Genomic DNA, 17,943 nt, shown 5'->3' on the forward strand with positions numbered 1-17,943 from the left:
GATTCGGGTTACGGCTTGATGTCGAAGAGGGGGAAGGTCCACGCACTGATGTCGGGGTCGATACGGGCGTCAATGAGGCCCGGCCGTCCGCTCGCCAGTACGGCGGCGACGGCCTCGCGGAGCTCGTCGCCCGTATCGGCTCGATATCCGGCCAACCCGAAGCCGTTGGCGACCTTCGCGTAGTCGGTGTCGGTGAAGTCGACCCCGATGTTGCGGCCGGTACCGAAGTGGTGGTCCTGCTCCTGGCGGATGTTGCCGTATGCGTTGTCGTTCATGATGACGAGGCAGACAGCGGTCTCCTCGCGCACCACGGTCTCGAGTTCGCCGAGGCTCATCCCGAGGGATCCATCGCCGATCAGAGCGACCAGCGGACGGTCCGCGTCGATGAGCTTCGCTGCGATGGCGGCGGGCAGTCCGAAGCCCATGTTGCCGAAGCCGACGGGCTTGATGTAGCTGCGCGGTGAGCGGATCGGCCAGAGGTACGACCAGACGCCGGGGTTGCCGGCATCGACGACGAGCATCGTCTCGTCGGGCGACGCATCGCGCACCGCGCTGATGACCGCCGCGGGCGACATCGGCGATGCCGTCATGTCGACGTCTACGGCCTGCCGCCACCATTCGGCCTTCGCCTCGCGCAATCGTGCGAGGCGCGCGGTCGCGGCTTCGGAACCGAGCGCGCCCAGGGCGCGGAGCTCCTCGTGGAGCAGCTCGGTCGTCGCACGCGCGTCACCGAGGATGCCGACGGTGCGCCCGGGATAGTTGCGGCCGAGGCTCTCGGCGGATGCATCGATCTGAACGATCGTGTCTGGGAGCCCGATCGACCACCGCGCAGTGGAGACCGCGTTCAGGCTGTTGCCGACCGCGATCACGAGGTCGGACTCGCGAAGCACGAGGTGACTGAGCGAGGTGCCCATGCGCGTCACGGCTCCGAACACGTTCGGGTGCTCGGTCGGGACCGCCCCGATCGAGTTGAACGTCGTGAGTACGGGGATACCGGCCTCCTCGGCGAGCGCGAGCACCGCGTCGCCGGCGTCGGAGATCTGCACGCCGTTGCCGACCCACAGCACCGGTGCGGATGCCCCAGCGATGAGTGCGGCGGCTTCGTGCACGAGGCGAGGGTCGCCGACCGGTCGTTGGGCCGCGACTCGGGCGGCCCGGATCGGCTCGAGCCCGTCGAGCTCGATCGAGTCCTCGAGCGCGTTGCGGGTGAAGTCGATCAGGATCGGTCCGGGATTGCCCGTGGTGGCTCGCAACGCCGCCTCGTTGAGCACACGCGGGATGGAGGCGGTGTCGGTCACGAGCGTCGCCCACTTCGTGAGCGGCCGGAAGATGGCGACGTGGTCGGCGTTCTGCGCGTCGTCGCGATCGACGTCGGGCCCGCGGTTGTTGCAGGTGAGCACGAGCACGGGGCTCGAGTCGCGAAGGGCGCCGCCGATGCCGGTGAGCAGATTCGTGGCACCCGGCCCGGTGGTCGCGAGACAGGCGCCCGGAATGCCGGAGACGCGGCCTGCGGCATCGGCCATGACGGCCGCGGCACCCTCGTGGCGCGTGGTGACGAACGTCATGTCGGGGTCGTCGAGCATCGCGTCCGTGATGGCGAGCGTCTGGCCGCCGGGAACCCCGTACACCCGATGGATACCGAGGCGCCGGAGCGTGTCGACGACGAGCTGCCCTCCCGTCCACGTCTTCCGGTCGGTGATCGTGTTCACTGCCATGGCTTCCTCTCCGTGTTGGGTCCGTGTGCTCAGGTCGTGGATCGTCATCGCCGCATCTCCACCCAGACCGCGAGATCGGGTCTCGACCAGGTGTGCGCCACCTCGACCGGTGAGTTCTGCGCGTCGCGCGAGACGCGCTCGCTCGCGAGGAGCGGCGTGCCGGCCCTCACTCCGAGAAGGCGAGCGCGGTCGGCGTCGGCCGCGACGGCGAAGATCCGCTGCTCCGCGCGCTCCGGCGCGGCGCCGATGTCGGCGAGGTAGGCGTAGAGCGAACGGTCGTTCATCTCCTCGTGCGGCAGGTTCGGCGCGACGCGAAGCGGCACCCACACCTGGTTGATCGCCGCGGGCAATCCGTCGACCGTGCGGAGACGAGTCAGTTCGACGACAAGGCTGCGTTCGGGCACCTCGAGCAGCTCCGCGACCCCGTCGGGCGCCTCGACCTCGACCTGGAGGAGGACCTTCGCACCTGACGAGGACGACCCGACATCGTCGGTGAAGCTCTGCAGCCGGTTGATCGAGCGCGACACGGCGCGGTTGTGGACGACATAGGTGCCCGAGCCGCGGCGACGAACGAGGAGCCCTTCGCGGACGAGTCCGTCGACGGCATGACGCACCGTCATGTGCGCGACGCCGTAGCGAGTCGAGAGCTCTCGTTCGGCCGGGATCCGGTCACCGGGCTTGAGGTCACCGGCCTCGAGTTGAACGCGAAGAGCGTCGCGAATCCGCCGGTACTCCGGTATCGCAATGTCCGGCACGTTGCCTCCTCATTGAGCTCGACCAGACCTGGATTCAAGGTGGTCTAGTTATCTAGAGCAATTAAGGACCTCGCGGACCGAGTTGTCAAGACCCCGTCGGCGAATTTCCCCGACCGGACTCCCACGAGTCGAAGATGTCGTCGTATCGCCGCTGGCGGGCCGGCTCGGGGTCGAACACGACTCCCGGCGCGCAGATCGCGCCGACCGCCTCACCGACCGACCCGAAGAGTCCCGCTGCCAGGCCTGCGAGCACTGCAGCGCCGCGCGAGGTCGCCATGCCGTCGGCGATCCCCTCGACCGGCACGCCCAGCACATCCGCGCGCAGCTGGAGCGTCGAAGGCCGTCGAGCGATGCCGCCGACGATTCGCACGAGCTCCGGCGCCGGGGCGAACCGGAGCGTCTCTCGGAGGCCGGCCCGCACGAGGAACGCCGCGCCCTCCTGGAACGCCGCGACGAGTTCTGGTGGACGGTGCAGCGGCGTGAGTCCTCGAAGTCCGCCGAGATCGGCGAGCTCCCAATACGGGTAGCGCTGGCCGGTCAACGTCGTGTAACCGCGTGCGCCTCCGGCTCCAGGCGAGACCGCGTCGATCTCATCGCCCCATCGCGCATACGCTGCCGCGGCATCGGCTTCGCCGACGACCTGGGCGAGCCAGTCGACACCGCCCCCGGTGAGTCCGGTGGCTCCCCCGATCGTCCACCGGTCGGCCAGCAGGTGGGCGTTCGTCGTGACGATCTCCGCGGCGTCGAACACCGGGGCGTCGATGAGCCGGACGAGCACGTCGGTGCTGCCCGCGATGTCGACGGCGGCACCCGCATCGAACGCGCCGGCGCCGAGCGAGCCCACGGTTCCGTCCGGCCCGCCCGACGCGACCGGAATGCCGGGACGCAGCCCGAGGTCGCGCGATGGTCCAGTCGCGAGCGCGCCAACCTCATCGGAGGCGGTGCGGACCGGCGGCAGGAGCTCGGGGTCGATGCCGAGCGCCGTGCACGCCTCGGTCGACCACCGCCCATTCGCGATGTCGAAGAGGAGCGTGTAGCTCGCGTGCGTCGGATCGGTCGCGATGCACCCCGTCAGCTTGCCGACGAGGAAGTCCTTGAGGCTCACGACTGCGGCAGCCTCCTCGAGCACACCCGGGTCCTCATCGGAGAGCTGAAGGATCCGAGGGGCGACCAGTTCGCTCGTGATGCGCCGGCCCGCGGCAGGAAGCGACGGATCGGACCTCGCCCGCCGCACCCGCTCGAGCTGCGGCTCGGCGGTGCGATCCGACCAGAGGAAGATCGGGCTCAATGCGCGCATCGACCGGCCGATCGCGACTGCACCGAGCTGCGCACTCACACCGATCGCGACGATCTCGTGGCCGTGCGCGGCGGCGGCGGCCACGTCGACCGTGGCTCGCCAGCACTGCTCGGCGTCGAGGCGAGCGCCTCCTTCGGCCGTACGGACCGTGCCGGTCGGGGCCGTGCGGCCTCCGAGGATCGAGCCGTCGAGCGAGACGACGTTCGCGCGGATCGAGGAGGTGCCGATGTCAATGACGAGAATGCCGGCGGTCAACGATGACTCCGTTCGCTAGATTAGATTCACTCTAGATAACTAGATCTCTCAGCGGAACCCGCGCACGTGCATTCCGTGGCGCGGGCGGGTTCACGCCGTCCTGCGGCCGCAGCCGCTGCGTCACCGAGCCCGGTGCGGCCATGGAGTCGACGATCACACCGCACCGCGCCGTGTGACCCGACCCTCACGACCACTACGCTCCCAGTCATGACAACGGATGCCTCGCACGAGGTCGTGGCGATCACCGGCGCGTCCGGTCGCATCGGCCGGCACCTCGTCCCCCTGCTCGACCGCTCCGGGCGCACGCTGCGGTTGATCGACACCGACCTCCCCGCCCGGGTCGAGCAAGGCCCGTGGGGCGCCGTCGATCCCGATCGCGTCGAGCTGCATCGCGCGTCGATCAAGGACGAGCGCGCCATCCGCTCGGCCCTCGACGGCGTCGACGCCGTGGTGCACCTCGCCGCGCTCGCGTCGGAGCGGCCGTGGGCCGACATCCTGCGCGTGAACATCGACGGCACGCAGCGGGTGCTCGAGGCGGCGCGACTCGGTGGCGCCACGCGCGTGATGCTCGCGAGCAGCGTGCACGCGGTCGGGTTCGCGGATGTCGCGGATGTCGCGGCCACGCCCGTGCTCGTTCCCCGCCCCGACACGTTCTACGGCGTGAGCAAGGCCGCCGTCGAGGCGCTCGGCAGCGTCTACGCCGACCGCTTCGGACTCAGGATCGTGTCGGCGCGCATCTGCGCGTTCGCACCCGAACCCGCACCCGAGCATGGACTCGCCCACTGGCTCTCGCCGGGCGACGCCGCCCGGCTCGCCGAGGCCGCGCTCGCGCTCGACGACGGGCGCCACCACATCGTCTGGGGCGTCTCGGCGAACACGCCGGGCGTCTGCAATCTCTCCGCCGGGCGCGAGATCGGGTTCGAGCCGCAGGACGACGCGTTCGCGATCGTCCGCGCGCTCGGCATCGCGACCGAACCGCCCGGGGCCGGCGGGCCGGTCGGCGGAGCGTTCACCGACGAGGAGCATCCGATCGGCGTCGCCTGGTGACCGCGGGGCGGCGGTCAGCGACTCAGGCCGTCACGACGGTGCGATCCGCCCACTCGGGCGAGGCGAACGTCGAGTTGCGCGCCCAGAGCGCGTCGATGAGGCGCACCGCGTAGCGCAGGCGCTCCTCGGGCGAGCCGCTCATGAGCACCCACGAGCGCCCGCGGCGGGTGAGCTCGTCGACGAACCATCCGTTCATCTCGGCGCGGATGTGCTCGCCGTCGCGCCAGCCGTCCTGCTCGAACGCGACGCCCTCGTGATCGGTCACGAGGTACACGTCACGGCGGGGCAACCCGGCGGTGCCGAACTGCCGCGTCGCATCCGACGTCGCGCCGAGGTAGCGGCGCTCCCACAGCTCGGTCGCGAACGCATCGGTGTCGGCGATCACGAGCGGGCACGCGAGCGCCGCCGCGTCCTCGAGCGCGTTCTGCCGCTCGGCGATCAGCGCGAAATGCTCGGGCAGCCACACGAGGTCGTCGACCGGCACCGCATGCCCCGCCGCCGCCTCGGTCTCGGCGTGCAGCTCGTACGTGAACTCGCGCCCGTACTCGGGCACGAACGGCATGCGGGCGAAGCCGTTCGCGCGATAGTGCTCGACGAGCGCCGAGGTGAGCGTGGTGGTGCCCGTCGACTCGGCGCCCACCACGATCACGCGCGTCGCCAGGTCGAGCCGAGCGGATGCCGCGAGCTCATCCCATCGGCCCACGAGATCGTCGCGCGCCGCGGTGCCGCTGATCGGATGCCGCGTGCGGCCCTCGTCGAACGCGCGATGCCCGGCGCCGAGGCGGGTCGCGAGCTCGACACCGTAGTGCTCGGACGAGAAGACCGTCGTGGGTGCCGGCCGGCCGGCCGCGGCGAGCGCCGCCTCGATGGGCACGACGTTCGCCCGCCACGCGATCTCGGAGCCGTACTCGACCGGGGCGTCGCACGGGATCGCGACGACGGCCACGTTGCCGAGCCCTCCCGGGTCGGCGGCGATCTCGGCACGCAGCCACGCGGCGCGCCGCTCGAGCGGGATCGACTCGAACACGGTCCCCATGATGACGACCGTGACGAGCTGCGACTCCGCCGCGGCGATCCGCAGCAACGCGAGATGCCCCTCGTGCAGCGGGTAGAACTTGCCGAGCACGAGGCCGTGCGCCGTGCCGGTCATGCGCGCGCCTCGGTCGAGGTCGCGGCATCCGCTTCGACCGAGGCATCCGCTCGCTGCCCGATGCCGGCGCCGCGGCCGGCGCGGTACTGGCGCGTCCACCGGGTGAGGCCGTAGACGCAGAGCGCGAGGAACCCCGTGTACAGCAGCGCGGTGAGCCAGAGCCCCTTGACCAGGTAGAGGGGGATCGAGACGAGGTCGACCGCGATCCAGATCCACCACTGCTCGAGCAGCTTCTTCGCCTGCCCCCACGTCGCGAAGAGCGAGAACGCGAGGATGAACGCGTCGGGCCACGGCACCTGCGAGTTCGTCTCGGCGGCGAGCAGGTAGCCGACGGCCACGGTCGCGACGAGGGCGATCGCGCCGCCGATGAGCAGCTCGCGGCGGGTCGCCCGTCGAATCGGCAGGGCGGATGCCTCGCCGGCGCGCCCGACCGCATCGTCGAGTCCGCCCGCACCGCCCGGTCCGCCCGCACCGCGGGGTCGGCGCCGCGACCACTGCACCCAGCCGTAGACGCCGAGCACGCCGAACGCGATCTGCAGGGCGGCGTCGGCGTAGAGCCCGACGCCCGCGAAGAGCAGCAGGAACGCGAGGTTGTTCACGAGTCCGAGCGGCCAGTTCAGGATGCTGCCGCGAGCAACCGCCCACACGCAGAGCGCGCCCGTGAGGAAGCCGATCGCCTCGACGACCGACACCGGCTGGCCGGCGATCGCGAAGAGCTGCGACTGCAGCAGGTCGGTGAGGTCCATCATGCTCCGATCGGGCGTGGTCGCAGGGCGCGCATGCGCAGGTTCACGCTAGTTCGTGTTGCGCGGTGCACTCCACTCCGCCGTGGAACGGAACCCCGTCAGGCCGAGAGGTCGTCGAGCGTCCCGAGCACGACCTCGCCCGGGGAGCGACGGTCAGGGCAACCGCCGGGACCTCGCCACGTCGCCGAGCCAGGCGAGCGAGGGCTTCGGCGTGCGGACGAAGGCCTCGCGGTCGACCGCGACGAGCCCGAAGGTCGGATCCCAGTTGCCCCACTCGAAGTTGTCCAGCAGGCTCCAGTGCAGGTAGCCGTGCACCTCCACGCCGTCTTCGAGGCAGCGGGCGAGTCCCTGCAGCGCACCCCGGGTGTAGGCGATCCGCTGGTCGTCGTCTCGGGTGGAGATGCCGTTCTCCGTCACCAGCACGGGTACGCCGGGAAGGACCTCGGCGGTATGGCGGATGGCGTCCTCCAGCGCCTCGGGGTAGTACTCCCAGCCGGTCGTCGTGCGCGCCACGTCGGCGTCGGGCTCGACCTTTCCGGCGGGTCCGAACACGGTGCGCGTGTAGGCCTGCACCCCGATGTGATCGTCGGCGGATGCCGCGCGCAGCCAGACGTCCTCGATCGCCTCCCGGTAGTCCGCCGCTCGGCGTTCACCACCCTCGACGGACTGCACGGCCTGGTTGGCGACCGACCATCCGACTCGCAGTCCGGGATGCTGTGCGCGGAGGTGATCGCGTGCCGCATGGTGGGCGTCGATGAGCGCGTCGCGCACGCCCTCATGCGGAAGCGGCAACCCGCCGCCCAGGCCGTTGTCCAGTTGCGCATCGCCGGAGAGCACCCGGTGCATGATCGCCACCATGTTGGGCTCGTTGATCGTGATGACCCGATCGACGCCCTCGCCGAGGATCGGGGAGACCTGCTCGAGGTAGGCGAGGTACCTCTGGCGGGCGTCCGCCCGGAGCCATCCGCCGCCCTGCGTGAACCACGCCGGATTCGTGAAGTGATGCAGGGTGACGATCGGCTCGATGCCGCGATCCCGGGCACCGGCGACCATCTGCCGGTAGTGCGCGATCGCGTCCGCGGAGAACTCGCCGTCGGCGGGCTCGATGCGGGCCCACTCGATGCTGAAGCGGTACGCCTGCAGGCCGGCCGAGGCGAGCAGGTCCATGTCCTCCGGCCAGCGGTGGAAGCTGTCGCAGGCTCGTCCGCTCGGTTGCAGGCGATCCGGACGGGACTGCTCGAACGACCACCAGTCGCTCGTGGTGTTGTCGCCTTCGATCTGATGGGCCGCAGTCGACGCCCCGACGACGAACCCGTCGGGAAGTCCTCGAGATCCGGTCATGCGTCGAACACCTCAACGGAACGATAGTAGGAGGAGAATCCCAGTCGATTCCAGACCGGGCCCTGCGTTGCGGCGGCGGCGATGACCGCTCCCGGGTCGGCGTCGCCGTGCCAGGCCTTCTGGGCGATCAGCGCGAGGCGCGGCAACAGGAGGGTGGCGGCGTCGTCGAAGTCGCGGACGGTCTCGCACCACAGCGCGGCCTCGATGCCCGCGACCCGCACATCCGAGGCGACGATGTCGGCCTGCGACGTCGGGTCCCAGTGCAGGACCGAGGTGGTCGGTGTCGGGTCGTAGCCGGCGTTGCCCAGCCGCGCCCAGACGTCGAACTGCTCCGGATCCCGGCTCCCATCGGTCGTGCGACGGTCCAGGTAGAGCGGGTCGCTCGACGAGACGATCGCCGGGATGCCCGCCGCCCCGATGCGGGCGGGGTCGTCGACGGAGAGCGCGAACAGTTCGGCGGCCTTCTCGAGCAGGGGGTGGTACTCCTCGGGCACCGTCTCCTTCGCCTTGTCGAGGGCGAACCGGTCGCGCTCGGCGATCCAGAGCTGCACGAGGTCATCGGGCCCCAGGCCGTCGGACCGCACGGCCTCCTGCCACCCGACCGGCGAGCGACCGAGCGACCGGATGGCGTCAGCGCTCTCACGGACGAACCGCGCGTAGACCTCGTGAGGCGCCCCGAACGCCTCGTCGCCGCCGAGGTGCAGATGCGGGCCGGCGAACCGCTCCGCGAGCACCGCGAAGCCGGCACGCACGAAGTCGGCGACTCCGGCGCCGTCCCACGCCAGGTGTCGCATGAAGGGGTGATCCCCCTCCACGACCTCGATTCCCCCTGACTCTGCGAGGGATGCCGCGACGTGACCGGGCACGTCGAGCTCGGGCACGATCGTCACGTATCTGGCCCGCGCGTAGTCCTCGAGCGCGCTCAGGTCGTCGAGCGAGTACGACGCTCCCTCGGCCGCGACCCCCGGGTATCCGGGAACCTCGAACCTCCAGGCCTGCGAGTCGGTGAGATGCAGGTGCAGCACGTTCATCTTGTGCAGCGCGAGGAGGTCGATGATGCGGGTCACCTCTTCGACGGGGAACCAGCGACGCACGACGTCGAGCGAGAGTCCGCGCCAGCCGTAGGTCGGGTGGTCGTCGAGGTCCATGCTCGGAACCGTGCCGTCCGAGGCCGCACCCGCGATGGTCAGCAGGCCGCGGAAGGCCGCCTCCTCGCTGCCCGCCCTGAGCACGAGGGCGCCATTCTCCGTGCGGATGCGGTACGCCTCCGACGCCCCCTGCCGCTCCGCGGGGCGCGGATCTGCGCCGACAGGACGCGGAACGTCGAGGTCCTCGAAGAGGAGGGTGACATCCGCATCCTCGTCCACGAGCGCGATCCCGACGCCGAAGGCCGACTCACCGACCTCGGACACCGCATCGATCGCCGGCGATCCGGCTGCGCGCACACGCAGCACGCCTGCGCGCAGTTCGCGGAGCGGTCCTCCCGCCTCGATCCGACGCGGGATGGGGATGATGTCGATGGTGGTCATGCCGTTGCCTCCGTGCGGAATGTGAGATCGAACGCTTCACGGCGCGCTCGCTGCCGGACAGGGTCGACGACGGGAGCCGCGAGCAGCAGCTTGCGGGTGTAGTCGTTCCGAGGGCTCTCCGTCACCTCGGCGGTCTCGCCGTGCTCCACGATCTCGCCCCGGTAGATCACGGCGACGCGATGGCTCATGTGCCGGACCACGGTGAGGTCGTGCGAGATGAAGAGATAGGAGACCCCGGTCGCGTCCTGGATCTCCTGGAGGAGGTCGAGCACGCGTGACTGGGTGGTGAGGTCGAGCGCCGACACCGGCTCGTCGCAGACGATGAGCTTCGGGGAGAGCGCGAGGGCGCGGGCGATCGCGATGCGCTGGCGTTGGCCGCCGGAGAACTCCCTGGGCAGCCGCGCCGTCGCCGAGGCGGGCAGCTTCACGCGATCGAGGAGCTCGACGATGCGGGCGCGAGCGGCTGCACCCGAGATCCCCTGGGCGATCAGCGGTTCGGCGAGCGTGTCGCCGATCGTGAGCGCAGGGTTGAGCGAGGTGTACGGATCCTGGAAGACCACCTGGATGTCGCGGGCGAGCGCCCGACGCCGGCGCTTGGGAGCGGACTCGATCCGGGTCCCGTCGAAGGTGATCGTCCCCGCGTCGACGGGCACCAGCCCGAGCACGGCGCGACCGATCGTCGTCTTGCCCGAGCCCGACTCGCCGACCAGACCGAGCGTCTCGCCAGGTCGGATGTCGAGGGAGACCCCCTTGAGGACCTCGTTGCGCGGAGCCCGCAGGCCCTTGCCGGGAAAGGACACTCGCAGGTCGTCGATCGACAGCAGCTGTGTGGTCATCGTGCGCCCTCCTTGATCGTCGCCTGCCAGGCCGGGCGAATGACGTCCTCGTCCGGGACCGCGGCGATGAGCTGCCGCGTGTACGGGTCCTGAGGCGAGGTCAGCACGTCCGAGACCTCGCCCTCCTCCACGATCCGGCCGCCGTTCATCACCGCGACGCGGTCGCACAGATCGGCGACGACGCCCAGGTTGTGCGTGACGATGAGCACTCCGACCCCGCGGTCGTCGCGGAGCCGGCGCAGGATGCCGAGGACCTCGGCCTGGACGGTGACGTCGAGGGCCGTCGTCGGCTCGTCCGCGATGAGAAGGTCGGGGTCCGTCGAGAGCGCGCCGGCGATCAGCACGCGCTGGGCCATGCCGCCGGATATCTCGTGCGGGTAGGAGTTGAAGACGCGTACCGGATCCGCGATCTCGACCGCGGCCAGCAGTTCGAGCACCCGCGACCTGGCCTCGGCCTTGCCGAGTCGCCTGACGACCCGGAGCGGTTCCGTGAGTTGGGATCCGATCGTGAAGGAGGGATCCAGGTTGCTCATGGGTTCCTGGGGGACGTAGCCGAGGGCGCGACGCGCGCTCCGGGCGGCGGAGGCCGGCGCATCGACGGCCTCCGCACCGTCGATGAGGATGCTTCCCGCGCTGATGTATCCGCCCGCGGGGATGATGCCGAGCGCCGAGAACGCCGTCTGGCTCTTGCCCGAACCCGACTCGCCCACGAGGCCGACGATCTGGCCGCGCGCGACATCGAGATCGACGCCGTGGACGACTTCGAGGTCGTCGCCGTCCGCCTGGCGATAGGCGACGCGCAGTCCACGGATGGAGAGCAGGTCGCCACGTCCGTCCGCTGAGACCAGCGCGCGACTGCGCCCGCGTTCCTCCACGGCGGCCTCGCGGGTGCCGCGGGAGACGGATCTCGGCTCCCCGCCGCGATCGTCGAGGGCGTCGCGCACTCCGGAGGCGAGGAGGACGAGGGCGGCGCTGGTGAGGCCGAGGGCGAGGGCGGGCCACAGGAGCAGCAGCGGCGCGCGGTTGAAGTTGGTGAACGCCTCGTTCAGCATCGCGCCCCAGGTGGGCACGTTGCCGCTGCCGATGCCGATGAACTCGAGGCCGGCCTGCAGGCCGATGGCGATGCCGGCGACGAGGGCGACCTGGATGATGACCGGCGCGCGCACGACGGTGAGGACGTGTCGGCCGACGATCCGGGCGTCCGAGAGCCCGGACACCCGCGCGGCGTCGACGTAGAGCTCGTTGCGCACGGCCGCGACCGCGCCGCGCACGAGACGGAAGAACGACGGCGCGACCAGGAAGCCGAGGACGATCATCAGCACCCAGACCGTCGGGCCGAGGACGGCGCGAGAGGCGAGGAGGATGATCATGGCCGGCAGCGACATGACGAGGTTGGTCACCCAGTTCGACGCGGAATCGAACCAGCCGCCGTAGTACCCGGCCAGCAGGCCGGCGGGAAGCCCGACGAGCAGGGCGACGACGAGCGCGATGACCGCGCCGCCCATCGTGTTCTGTGCCCCGTACAACAGGCGGGAGAGCACGTCGCGGCCCGCCGAGTCGAACCCGAGGAGGTGTCCGGCCTCCGGTCCACCGTAGGCGCTCTTCGGGACGGCGAAGTTCGCATCGTACGGCGCGAGGATCGGGGCGAAGATCGCGGCGAGGACGATGAGGAGGAGCACCACGGCCGCGGCGACCGCGAGCGGGCGGGAGCGCAGCGCGCGCCAGACCCCCTGGGGGCGGATCTCGCGCAGTGCGGTGGTGTCCGTGGTCGTCGAGATCGCATCGGTGGTCACGAGACCCTCGCCTTCGGACGCAGCCAGCCGATGCCGAGATCGACGAGCAGGTTGACGATGACGACTCCGATGGCGGAGAACATCACCAGACCCATGATGATCGGGATGTCCCCGCGGGTCGTGTACTGGATGGCCATGCTTCCGATCCCCGGCAGGCCGAAGATCTGCTCCACGATGACGGCGCCGCCCAGGAGGCCGACGAACTGCATGCCGAGCACGGTCAGCGCGGGCGCCGATGCGTTGCGCAGGACATGGCGGAAGAGGATGCGCCGGGCCGGAAGCCCGCGCGTCTGGAGCGTTCGCACGTAGTCGGATCGGATCTCCTCGATCACCGATGACCGCACCTGCTGGGCGATGCCCGCGATCGCCGAGATCGACAGGGCGATCACGGGGAGGGTGATGGTGGAGAGCCAGCCGGGCAGGGACTGGGTGATCGGGATGTACCCGATCGCCGGGAACCATCGCAGCTGCACGGCGAAGACGATGACGATGACGATCGTCACGAGGAACCCGGGCAACGCGTATCCGGCGACGCTGAAGATCTGGACGAACCGATCGACGCGTCCTCGGCGGACGCCCGCCCAGACGCCCAGCACGTATCCGATGACCGCCGTGACGAGCGTGACCCCGATGACGAGGCTGAGCGTCACCGGCAGTCGATTGCCGATGGCCACGGTGACCTGTTCGCTGGAGAACCAGGATCGACCGAGATCGCCCTGGACGGCGTGCGAGAGCCAGTCGAAGAACTGCACCAGGATCGGGCGGTCCGCGCCGAGTTCGGCGTTCTTGGCGTCGATCGCGGCCTGCGAGGCGTTGAGGCCGAGCAATTGGCGGCCGATGTCCTGATTCGGTATCGACAGGAGGATGAACGTGAGCAGCGCGGTCACGAAGAGGAGCACGACGCTGGCGCCCAGTCTTCGGGCGATGAATCCGACCATGGAGGTTCTCCGGGGATGGGATGCGGGGCCGACGACGGCCGGCCCCGCATCAAGGGCTAATCGGTGAGCGAGTAGTTGTAGATCGACGGGACGGCCATGCCGGACTGCGGCAGCGCCTCGATCCCCGGGACGGTGACGAGCTTGTAGGTCATCCGGTAGAAGGGGAGGAACCACGCGTCTTCGACGATGTGCCGGTTCATCTGCGCGTACAGGTCCGCCGACTCCGCGGCGGGCAGGGTGCGAGCCTCGTCGGCGAGCGACTGCACCGTGTCATCGGTGGTGCCGAAGAAGTTGAACGTGCCCGGAGCGATCAGGCTCGAGTACACGATCCAGTCGTCGGAGGACTGCCCCATGTTCATGACCATGGCGGAGAACTCCCGGTCGACGAAGATCTGCTGCAGCGCGGTCGCGGTGTCGACGTCGGCCCAGGTGAGCGTGACGCCGACGGCCGCGAGATCGGTCTGCAGTGCCGTCGCGATGTTGTCGGTGACGATCGTGGTGACGCGAGGAAGCACGAGCTCGAAGCCGTCGGCGTAGCCCGCCTCGGCGAGCATCTCCTCCGCCTTCTTCGGGTCGTAGTCGTAGTAGTCGTCCAACGCCTCGTCGTACCCCTGCGTGTCGACGCCCCAGACCTGACTCGTGATCTCGCCACGGCCGTCGCGGACCACCTGCAGCAGCGTGTCGCGATCGAGCGCGTAGTTGAGCGCCTGCCTCACCTTCGGTTCCGCGAGGGCCGGCGTCACCACGCCGTCGCGGTCGAAGAGGAGCACGCCCTGGAAGTCGAACAGCAAGTCCTGCAGTGCGAGGTTGGCGTCCTGCTCGGCCGCCAGCTGCTGGTCCGCGACCTGGAGCAGCGCGGAGTCGAGCTGGCCGGTCTTCAGCCCGTTCACCATGGCGTTCTCGTTGTCGAACACCGAGAGCGTGAGGGTCGAGAAGTCCGGCTCCTCGCCCCAGTAGTCCTCCCTGCGGTCGTACGACCACGTGGTGCCGATGGCCGTCTCGTCGCCGTTCAGCACATACGGCCCCGTGCCGTCGGGGGTCGTGACGAGCGCGTCGTCGACGTCGAACTTCGACGGATTCGCCATGAGCCCGGCCGAGTCGGAGAGCGCGAAGATCAGGCCGGGATCGGGCTGAGGCAGGGTCAGGGTGACGTGGTGGTCGTCGACGACCGCGACCTCGACGCCGGCGAGGTAGGCCGCGTTCGGCCCGCCGCCGTCGCGGAAACGATCGAGGTTCGCCTTCGCCGCCGCGGCATCGAAGACCGTGCCGTCGTCGAAGGTCACGTCGTCGCGCAGCGTGAGGCTGAGCACCGTCTGCGCGTCGTCGTAGGACCACTCGCTGGCGAGCATCGGCTCGTAGGCGCCATCGGGAGCCCGGTGGATCAGGGTGTCGTACACCGCCTGGAAGAACGGCAGCCCGCTGCCGATCGCGTCGATCGGATCGAGGCTCGTCGGAACGGTCATCGTTCCGAGACGAAGGGTGTCGTCGTGGGCGGTGGGCTGTGCGGTGCCGGCGCAGCCGGACAGGACGAGCAACGACGCCAATGCAGCGCCGATGCCGCCGAGAGTTCTCTTCTTCATGTACAGACTCCGTTGTGTGCTGTGATTGCGAACGTTCCGGACGTGGAGCGCGGGGACAGTATTACACATTTTCTACCACGTGGTAGGTTTCTGATTCAGCACCGAGGAAGGGCGCAAATGAGCGAGACGACGACGGTCCGACGCGGCACGAAGGGGGAGCGAACGCGTGAGCGCATCCTCCAGGCCGCACTCGAACTGTTCAGCGAACAGGGATTCACGGCGACGTCCGTCCGCGACATCGCCGCCAAGGCCGGGATGACCCACGCGGGGCTGCTGCATCACTTCCCCAGCAAGGAAGGACTGCTCGTCCAGATCCTCGAGTACAGCGAGCAGCAGGACGAGATGAACGCCCGTCGCTTCTCCGAATACGGGATCGATCGGCTCTTCGCGTGGATCGTCGACGTCGTCGAGGTGAACGTGTCGCGCCCCGACCGGGTGACCCTCTACGTTCGCCTCTCGGCCGAGGCCACCGACCCGGCGCATCCGGCACGCGCGTACTTCACCCGCCGCTACACCCGCATCATCGCCGCGCTCGACGGCGCCTTCGCCGAGCACTTCGCGGTCTCGCCGCCGCGCTACGAGCTCACCGCCCGAGAGGCGGCGGTCAGCATCGTCGCACTCATGGACGGGCTGCAGCTCCAGTGGCTCCTGCTCCCCGGCACCGTCGACATGCCCGCGTTGGTGCGCACCCATCTCGACTCCCTCGGCATCAACGTCCCGAACACCCCCTGAACGAAGGCGATCTCCCGTGAACGAACTCAAGCTCGACGACAAGGCGCGACTCGTCGCCGGCGCATCGACCTGGAAGACGGTCGACGGCGGCCCAGGACTGCCGCCGCTCCTCCTCGCCGACGGCCCCCACGGCCTTCGCAGCCAGGGCGCGAGCGGCGACGCCCTCGGCATCGGCGACAGCGTGCCCGCGGTGTGCTTCCCGCCCGCCGTCGCACTCGGTTCCACCTGGAACGTGGAGCTCGTCGAGCGTGTCGGGCAGGCCCTCGGCGATGAGGCGCAGCGCCTCGAGGTCAACGTGCTGCTGGGGCCCGGCATGAACATCAAGCGTTCGCCGCTGGGCGGCCGGAACTTCGAGTACCTCTCGGAGGATCCACGGCTCACCGGGGCACTGGCCTCGGCCCTCGTGCGCGGCATCCAGTCGCGCGGCGTCGCCGCGACACCCAAGCACTTCGCGGTGAACAACCAGGAGACCGACCGCATGCGGGTCGACGCGATCGTCGGCGAACGCGCGCTCCGGGAGATCTACCTCGCCGGGTTCGAGCAGGTCGTCCGAGAGGCCCGCCCCTGGGCCATGATGTCCGCGTACAACCGGATCAACGGGACGTTCGCGAGCGAGAGCCGATGGCTCCTCGAAGACGTCCTGCGCGGTGAATGGGGCTTCGACGGACTGGTCATGTCCGACTGGGGCGCCGTGGACGATCCGGTGGCGGCCGTGGCGGCCGGCCTCGACCTCGAGATGCCGCCGAGCGGCCGGCACCGGCTCATCGTCGACGCGGTCACGACCGGCCTTCTCGACGAGGCGCACCTCGACCGGGCGATCGAACGGCTGGAGGCGCTCGCCTCGCGGACCGCGGTCCGGTCGGGCGCCGGAGACATCCCGGCCGCCGAGGCCGTGGCGGCCGAAGCGGCGAGGGAGGCGATCACCCTGCTGGAGAACGACGGGATCCTCCCCCTCTCCGTCGGCCCGACGACGCGCCTGCTCGTCGTCGGCGAGTTCGCCCGCAGCCCGCGGTTCCAGGGCGGCGGATCGTCTCGGGTGCGACCGACGCGGGTCCTCGCCGCGCTCGATGCGCTCCGCGAGGGTTCCGGGGCAGACGTGCGGTTCGCCGCCGGGTTCACGCTCGGCGCCGGGGAAGACCCTGCCCTCGCCGATGCGGCGGTCGATGCCGCCGCCGACGCGGATGTCGTCATCGCCTTCCTCGGGCTCCCCGACCACGCCGAGTCCGAGGGCTTCGATCGCACCGACATCCTGCTTCCGAGCGACCAGCTCGCCCTGCTGGAGCAACTCAAGGAACTCGGGAAGCCGACCGTGGTGGTCCTCTCGAACGGCTCCGTCGTCGACATCGCCGGGTGGCGCGACGGCGTCGCCGCGATCATCGAGGGCTGGCTGCTCGGCCAGGAGGGTGGCGGCGCCATCGCCGACGTGCTCCTCGGGCGGGTGAACCCGAGCGGACGTCTCGCCGAGAGCATTCCGTTGCGCGTCGAGGACAACCCCAGCCATCTCACCTTCCCCGGCCAGGACTCCCAGGTCGTCTACGGCGACGACATCCATGTCGGATACCGTTCCTACGACACCCTGGGAACGCCGGTCGCCTACCCGTTCGGCCACGGCCGGTCCTACACGGAGTTCGCCTACGAGGAACTCTCCGTCACGCATCACGGCGGCAACCGGTGGAGCGTGGAGGTCGCGGTCCGCAACGTCGGTGCGCGTGCCGGCGCCGAGGTCGTGCAGTTGTACATCGCCTCCGGTTTCGGCGAGGTCCGTCGACCCGCGCACGAGCTGCGCGGCTTCGCCAAGGTGCATCTCGCCCCCGGCGAGCGGCAGACGGTCCGACTCGAGATCGGCCCCCGAGACCTCTCCTTCTGGAATGCGCGGGCCGGTCGCTGGCAGGTCGAACAGGGCGAGCATCGGATCGAGATCGGCGCATCATCCCGAGACATCCGACTGCGCGCGACGATCACGAGCGAGGGCGATGGGATCGTCGACCCGCTCCGTGAGGACTCCACGCTCGCCGAATGGGCGCTCAACCCGGTCAGCGCCCAAGCTCTGGAGGCGATGAAGGCCGGCCTTCCGGCCGGACTCGCCGAGAAGGCGCCAGAGCTCGTCGCCATGGTCCGGGCCACCCCGGTCATGAAGCTCACGACCTGGAAGCTGGGCCTCACCGAGGAGATCGTGCACGGCGTGATCGCGCAGGCGAACGCGACGCTCGGCGCCGAGAGCTCGTGAGC

At 70.0% G+C, this 17,943-nt stretch carries 14 protein-coding genes; 3 read left to right on the forward strand and 11 right to left on the reverse strand.

What is annotated here, in order from left to right; all coding sequences use genetic code 11:
• Positions 1 to 8 precede the first annotated feature (8 nt).
• The 3 genes from AC3IPY_RS16790 to AC3IPY_RS16800 all read right to left on the reverse strand — a co-directional run bounded on the left by AC3IPY_RS16790 (position 9) and on the right by AC3IPY_RS16800 (position 4,022).
• The gene (locus AC3IPY_RS16790) at positions 9 to 1,715 is read right to left on the reverse strand and encodes a thiamine pyrophosphate-binding protein (RefSeq protein ID WP_489185404.1); all 1,707 of its coding nucleotides are present in this window, start codon (positions 1,713 to 1,715) and stop codon (positions 9 to 11) included.
• Positions 1,716 to 1,759: 44 nt separating this feature from the next.
• A complete protein-coding gene (locus tag AC3IPY_RS16795) occupies positions 1,760 to 2,470 on the reverse strand; it encodes a GntR family transcriptional regulator (RefSeq protein ID WP_489185405.1) in 711 nt (236 codons plus the stop codon).
• Between the two features lie 85 nt (positions 2,471 to 2,555).
• Complete coding sequence (locus tag AC3IPY_RS16800) at positions 2,556 to 4,022, reverse strand: xylulokinase (protein WP_489185406.1); 1,467 nt, start codon at positions 4,020 to 4,022, stop codon at positions 2,556 to 2,558.
• Between the two features lie 207 nt (positions 4,023 to 4,229).
• On the opposite strand from AC3IPY_RS16800, the gene AC3IPY_RS16805 reads away from it, so the two are divergent.
• Positions 4,230 to 5,069, forward strand: coding sequence for an NAD-dependent epimerase/dehydratase family protein (locus tag AC3IPY_RS16805; RefSeq protein WP_489185407.1), 840 nt, complete (start codon positions 4,230 to 4,232; stop codon positions 5,067 to 5,069).
• A 22-nt stretch (positions 5,070 to 5,091) separates the two neighbouring features.
• Here AC3IPY_RS16805 and AC3IPY_RS16810 read toward each other — a convergent pair whose 3' ends face one another.
• From AC3IPY_RS16810 to AC3IPY_RS16845, 8 genes are all read right to left on the reverse strand, one after another.
• Positions 5,092 to 6,219 (reverse strand): AAA family ATPase, encoded by a 1,128-nt coding sequence (locus tag AC3IPY_RS16810; protein WP_489185408.1) that lies wholly within the window; start codon positions 6,217 to 6,219, stop codon positions 5,092 to 5,094.
• Positions 6,216 to 6,968 (reverse strand): nicotinamide riboside transporter PnuC, encoded by a 753-nt coding sequence (gene pnuC, locus AC3IPY_RS16815; RefSeq protein ID WP_489185409.1) that lies wholly within the window; start codon positions 6,966 to 6,968, stop codon positions 6,216 to 6,218. The genes AC3IPY_RS16810 and pnuC overlap by 4 nt, the downstream gene beginning before the upstream one ends.
• Before the next feature lie 150 nt (positions 6,969 to 7,118).
• Positions 7,119 to 8,306 carry a glycoside hydrolase family 1 protein gene (locus AC3IPY_RS16820; protein WP_489185410.1) on the reverse strand — a complete coding sequence of 396 codons (1,188 nt, stop codon included), beginning with the start codon at positions 8,304 to 8,306 and terminating at the stop codon, positions 7,119 to 7,121.
• Positions 8,303 to 9,835 carry a family 20 glycosylhydrolase gene (locus tag AC3IPY_RS16825; protein ID WP_489185411.1) on the reverse strand — a complete coding sequence of 511 codons (1,533 nt, stop codon included), beginning with the start codon at positions 9,833 to 9,835 and terminating at the stop codon, positions 8,303 to 8,305. Before AC3IPY_RS16825 ends, AC3IPY_RS16820 begins: the two co-directional genes overlap by 4 nt.
• Entirely contained in the window at positions 9,832 to 10,671 is an 840-nt protein-coding gene (locus AC3IPY_RS16830; RefSeq protein WP_489185412.1) for an ATP-binding cassette domain-containing protein, read from the reverse strand. The genes AC3IPY_RS16825 and AC3IPY_RS16830 overlap by 4 nt, the downstream gene beginning before the upstream one ends.
• Complete coding sequence (locus tag AC3IPY_RS16835) at positions 10,668 to 12,464, reverse strand: dipeptide/oligopeptide/nickel ABC transporter permease/ATP-binding protein (protein WP_489185413.1); 1,797 nt, start codon at positions 12,462 to 12,464, stop codon at positions 10,668 to 10,670. Before AC3IPY_RS16835 ends, AC3IPY_RS16830 begins: the two co-directional genes overlap by 4 nt.
• The gene (locus AC3IPY_RS16840; protein WP_489185414.1) at positions 12,461 to 13,402 is read right to left on the reverse strand and encodes an ABC transporter permease; all 942 of its coding nucleotides are present in this window, start codon (positions 13,400 to 13,402) and stop codon (positions 12,461 to 12,463) included. Before AC3IPY_RS16840 ends, AC3IPY_RS16835 begins: the two co-directional genes overlap by 4 nt.
• 56 nt (positions 13,403 to 13,458) lie before the next feature.
• On the reverse strand, positions 13,459 to 14,982 hold the full coding sequence (locus tag AC3IPY_RS16845; protein ID WP_489185415.1) for an ABC transporter substrate-binding protein: 1,524 nt from the start codon (positions 14,980 to 14,982) through the stop codon (positions 13,459 to 13,461).
• Positions 14,983 to 15,099: 117 nt separating this feature from the next.
• On the opposite strand from AC3IPY_RS16845, the gene AC3IPY_RS16850 reads away from it, so the two are divergent.
• Positions 15,100 to 15,714 (forward strand): TetR/AcrR family transcriptional regulator, encoded by a 615-nt coding sequence (locus AC3IPY_RS16850; RefSeq protein WP_489185416.1) that lies wholly within the window; start codon positions 15,100 to 15,102, stop codon positions 15,712 to 15,714.
• Between the two features lie 16 nt (positions 15,715 to 15,730).
• The gene (locus tag AC3IPY_RS16855) at positions 15,731 to 17,941 is read left to right on the forward strand and encodes a glycoside hydrolase family 3 C-terminal domain-containing protein (RefSeq protein ID WP_489185417.1); all 2,211 of its coding nucleotides are present in this window, start codon (positions 15,731 to 15,733) and stop codon (positions 17,939 to 17,941) included.
• Positions 17,942 to 17,943 lie beyond the last annotated feature (2 nt).

This window comes from Agromyces sp. GL_144 (genome assembly GCF_057834305.1).

Bases quoted from the DNA above. Each gene is read 5' to 3' on its own strand.
- AC3IPY_RS16790 (WP_489185404.1), bottom strand. From the start codon at position 1,715: ATGGCAGTGAACACGATCACCGACCGGAAGACGTGGACGGGAGGGCAG.
- AC3IPY_RS16805 (WP_489185407.1), top strand. From the start codon at position 4,230: ATGACAACGGATGCCTCGCACGAGGTCGTGGCGATCACCGGCGCGTCC.
- AC3IPY_RS16810 (WP_489185408.1), bottom strand. From the start codon at position 6,219: ATGACCGGCACGGCGCACGGCCTCGTGCTCGGCAAGTTCTACCCGCTG.
- pnuC (WP_489185409.1), bottom strand. From the start codon at position 6,968: ATGATGGACCTCACCGACCTGCTGCAGTCGCAGCTCTTCGCGATCGCC.
- AC3IPY_RS16820 (WP_489185410.1), bottom strand. From the start codon at position 8,306: ATGACCGGATCTCGAGGACTTCCCGACGGGTTCGTCGTCGGGGCGTCG.
- AC3IPY_RS16825 (WP_489185411.1), bottom strand. From the start codon at position 9,835: ATGACCACCATCGACATCATCCCCATCCCGCGTCGGATCGAGGCGGGA.
- AC3IPY_RS16830 (WP_489185412.1), bottom strand. From the start codon at position 10,671: ATGACCACACAGCTGCTGTCGATCGACGACCTGCGAGTGTCCTTTCCC.
- AC3IPY_RS16840 (WP_489185414.1), bottom strand. From the start codon at position 13,402: ATGGTCGGATTCATCGCCCGAAGACTGGGCGCCAGCGTCGTGCTCCTC.
- AC3IPY_RS16845 (WP_489185415.1), bottom strand. From the start codon at position 14,982: ATGAAGAAGAGAACTCTCGGCGGCATCGGCGCTGCATTGGCGTCGTTG.
- AC3IPY_RS16850 (WP_489185416.1), top strand. From the start codon at position 15,100: ATGAGCGAGACGACGACGGTCCGACGCGGCACGAAGGGGGAGCGAACG.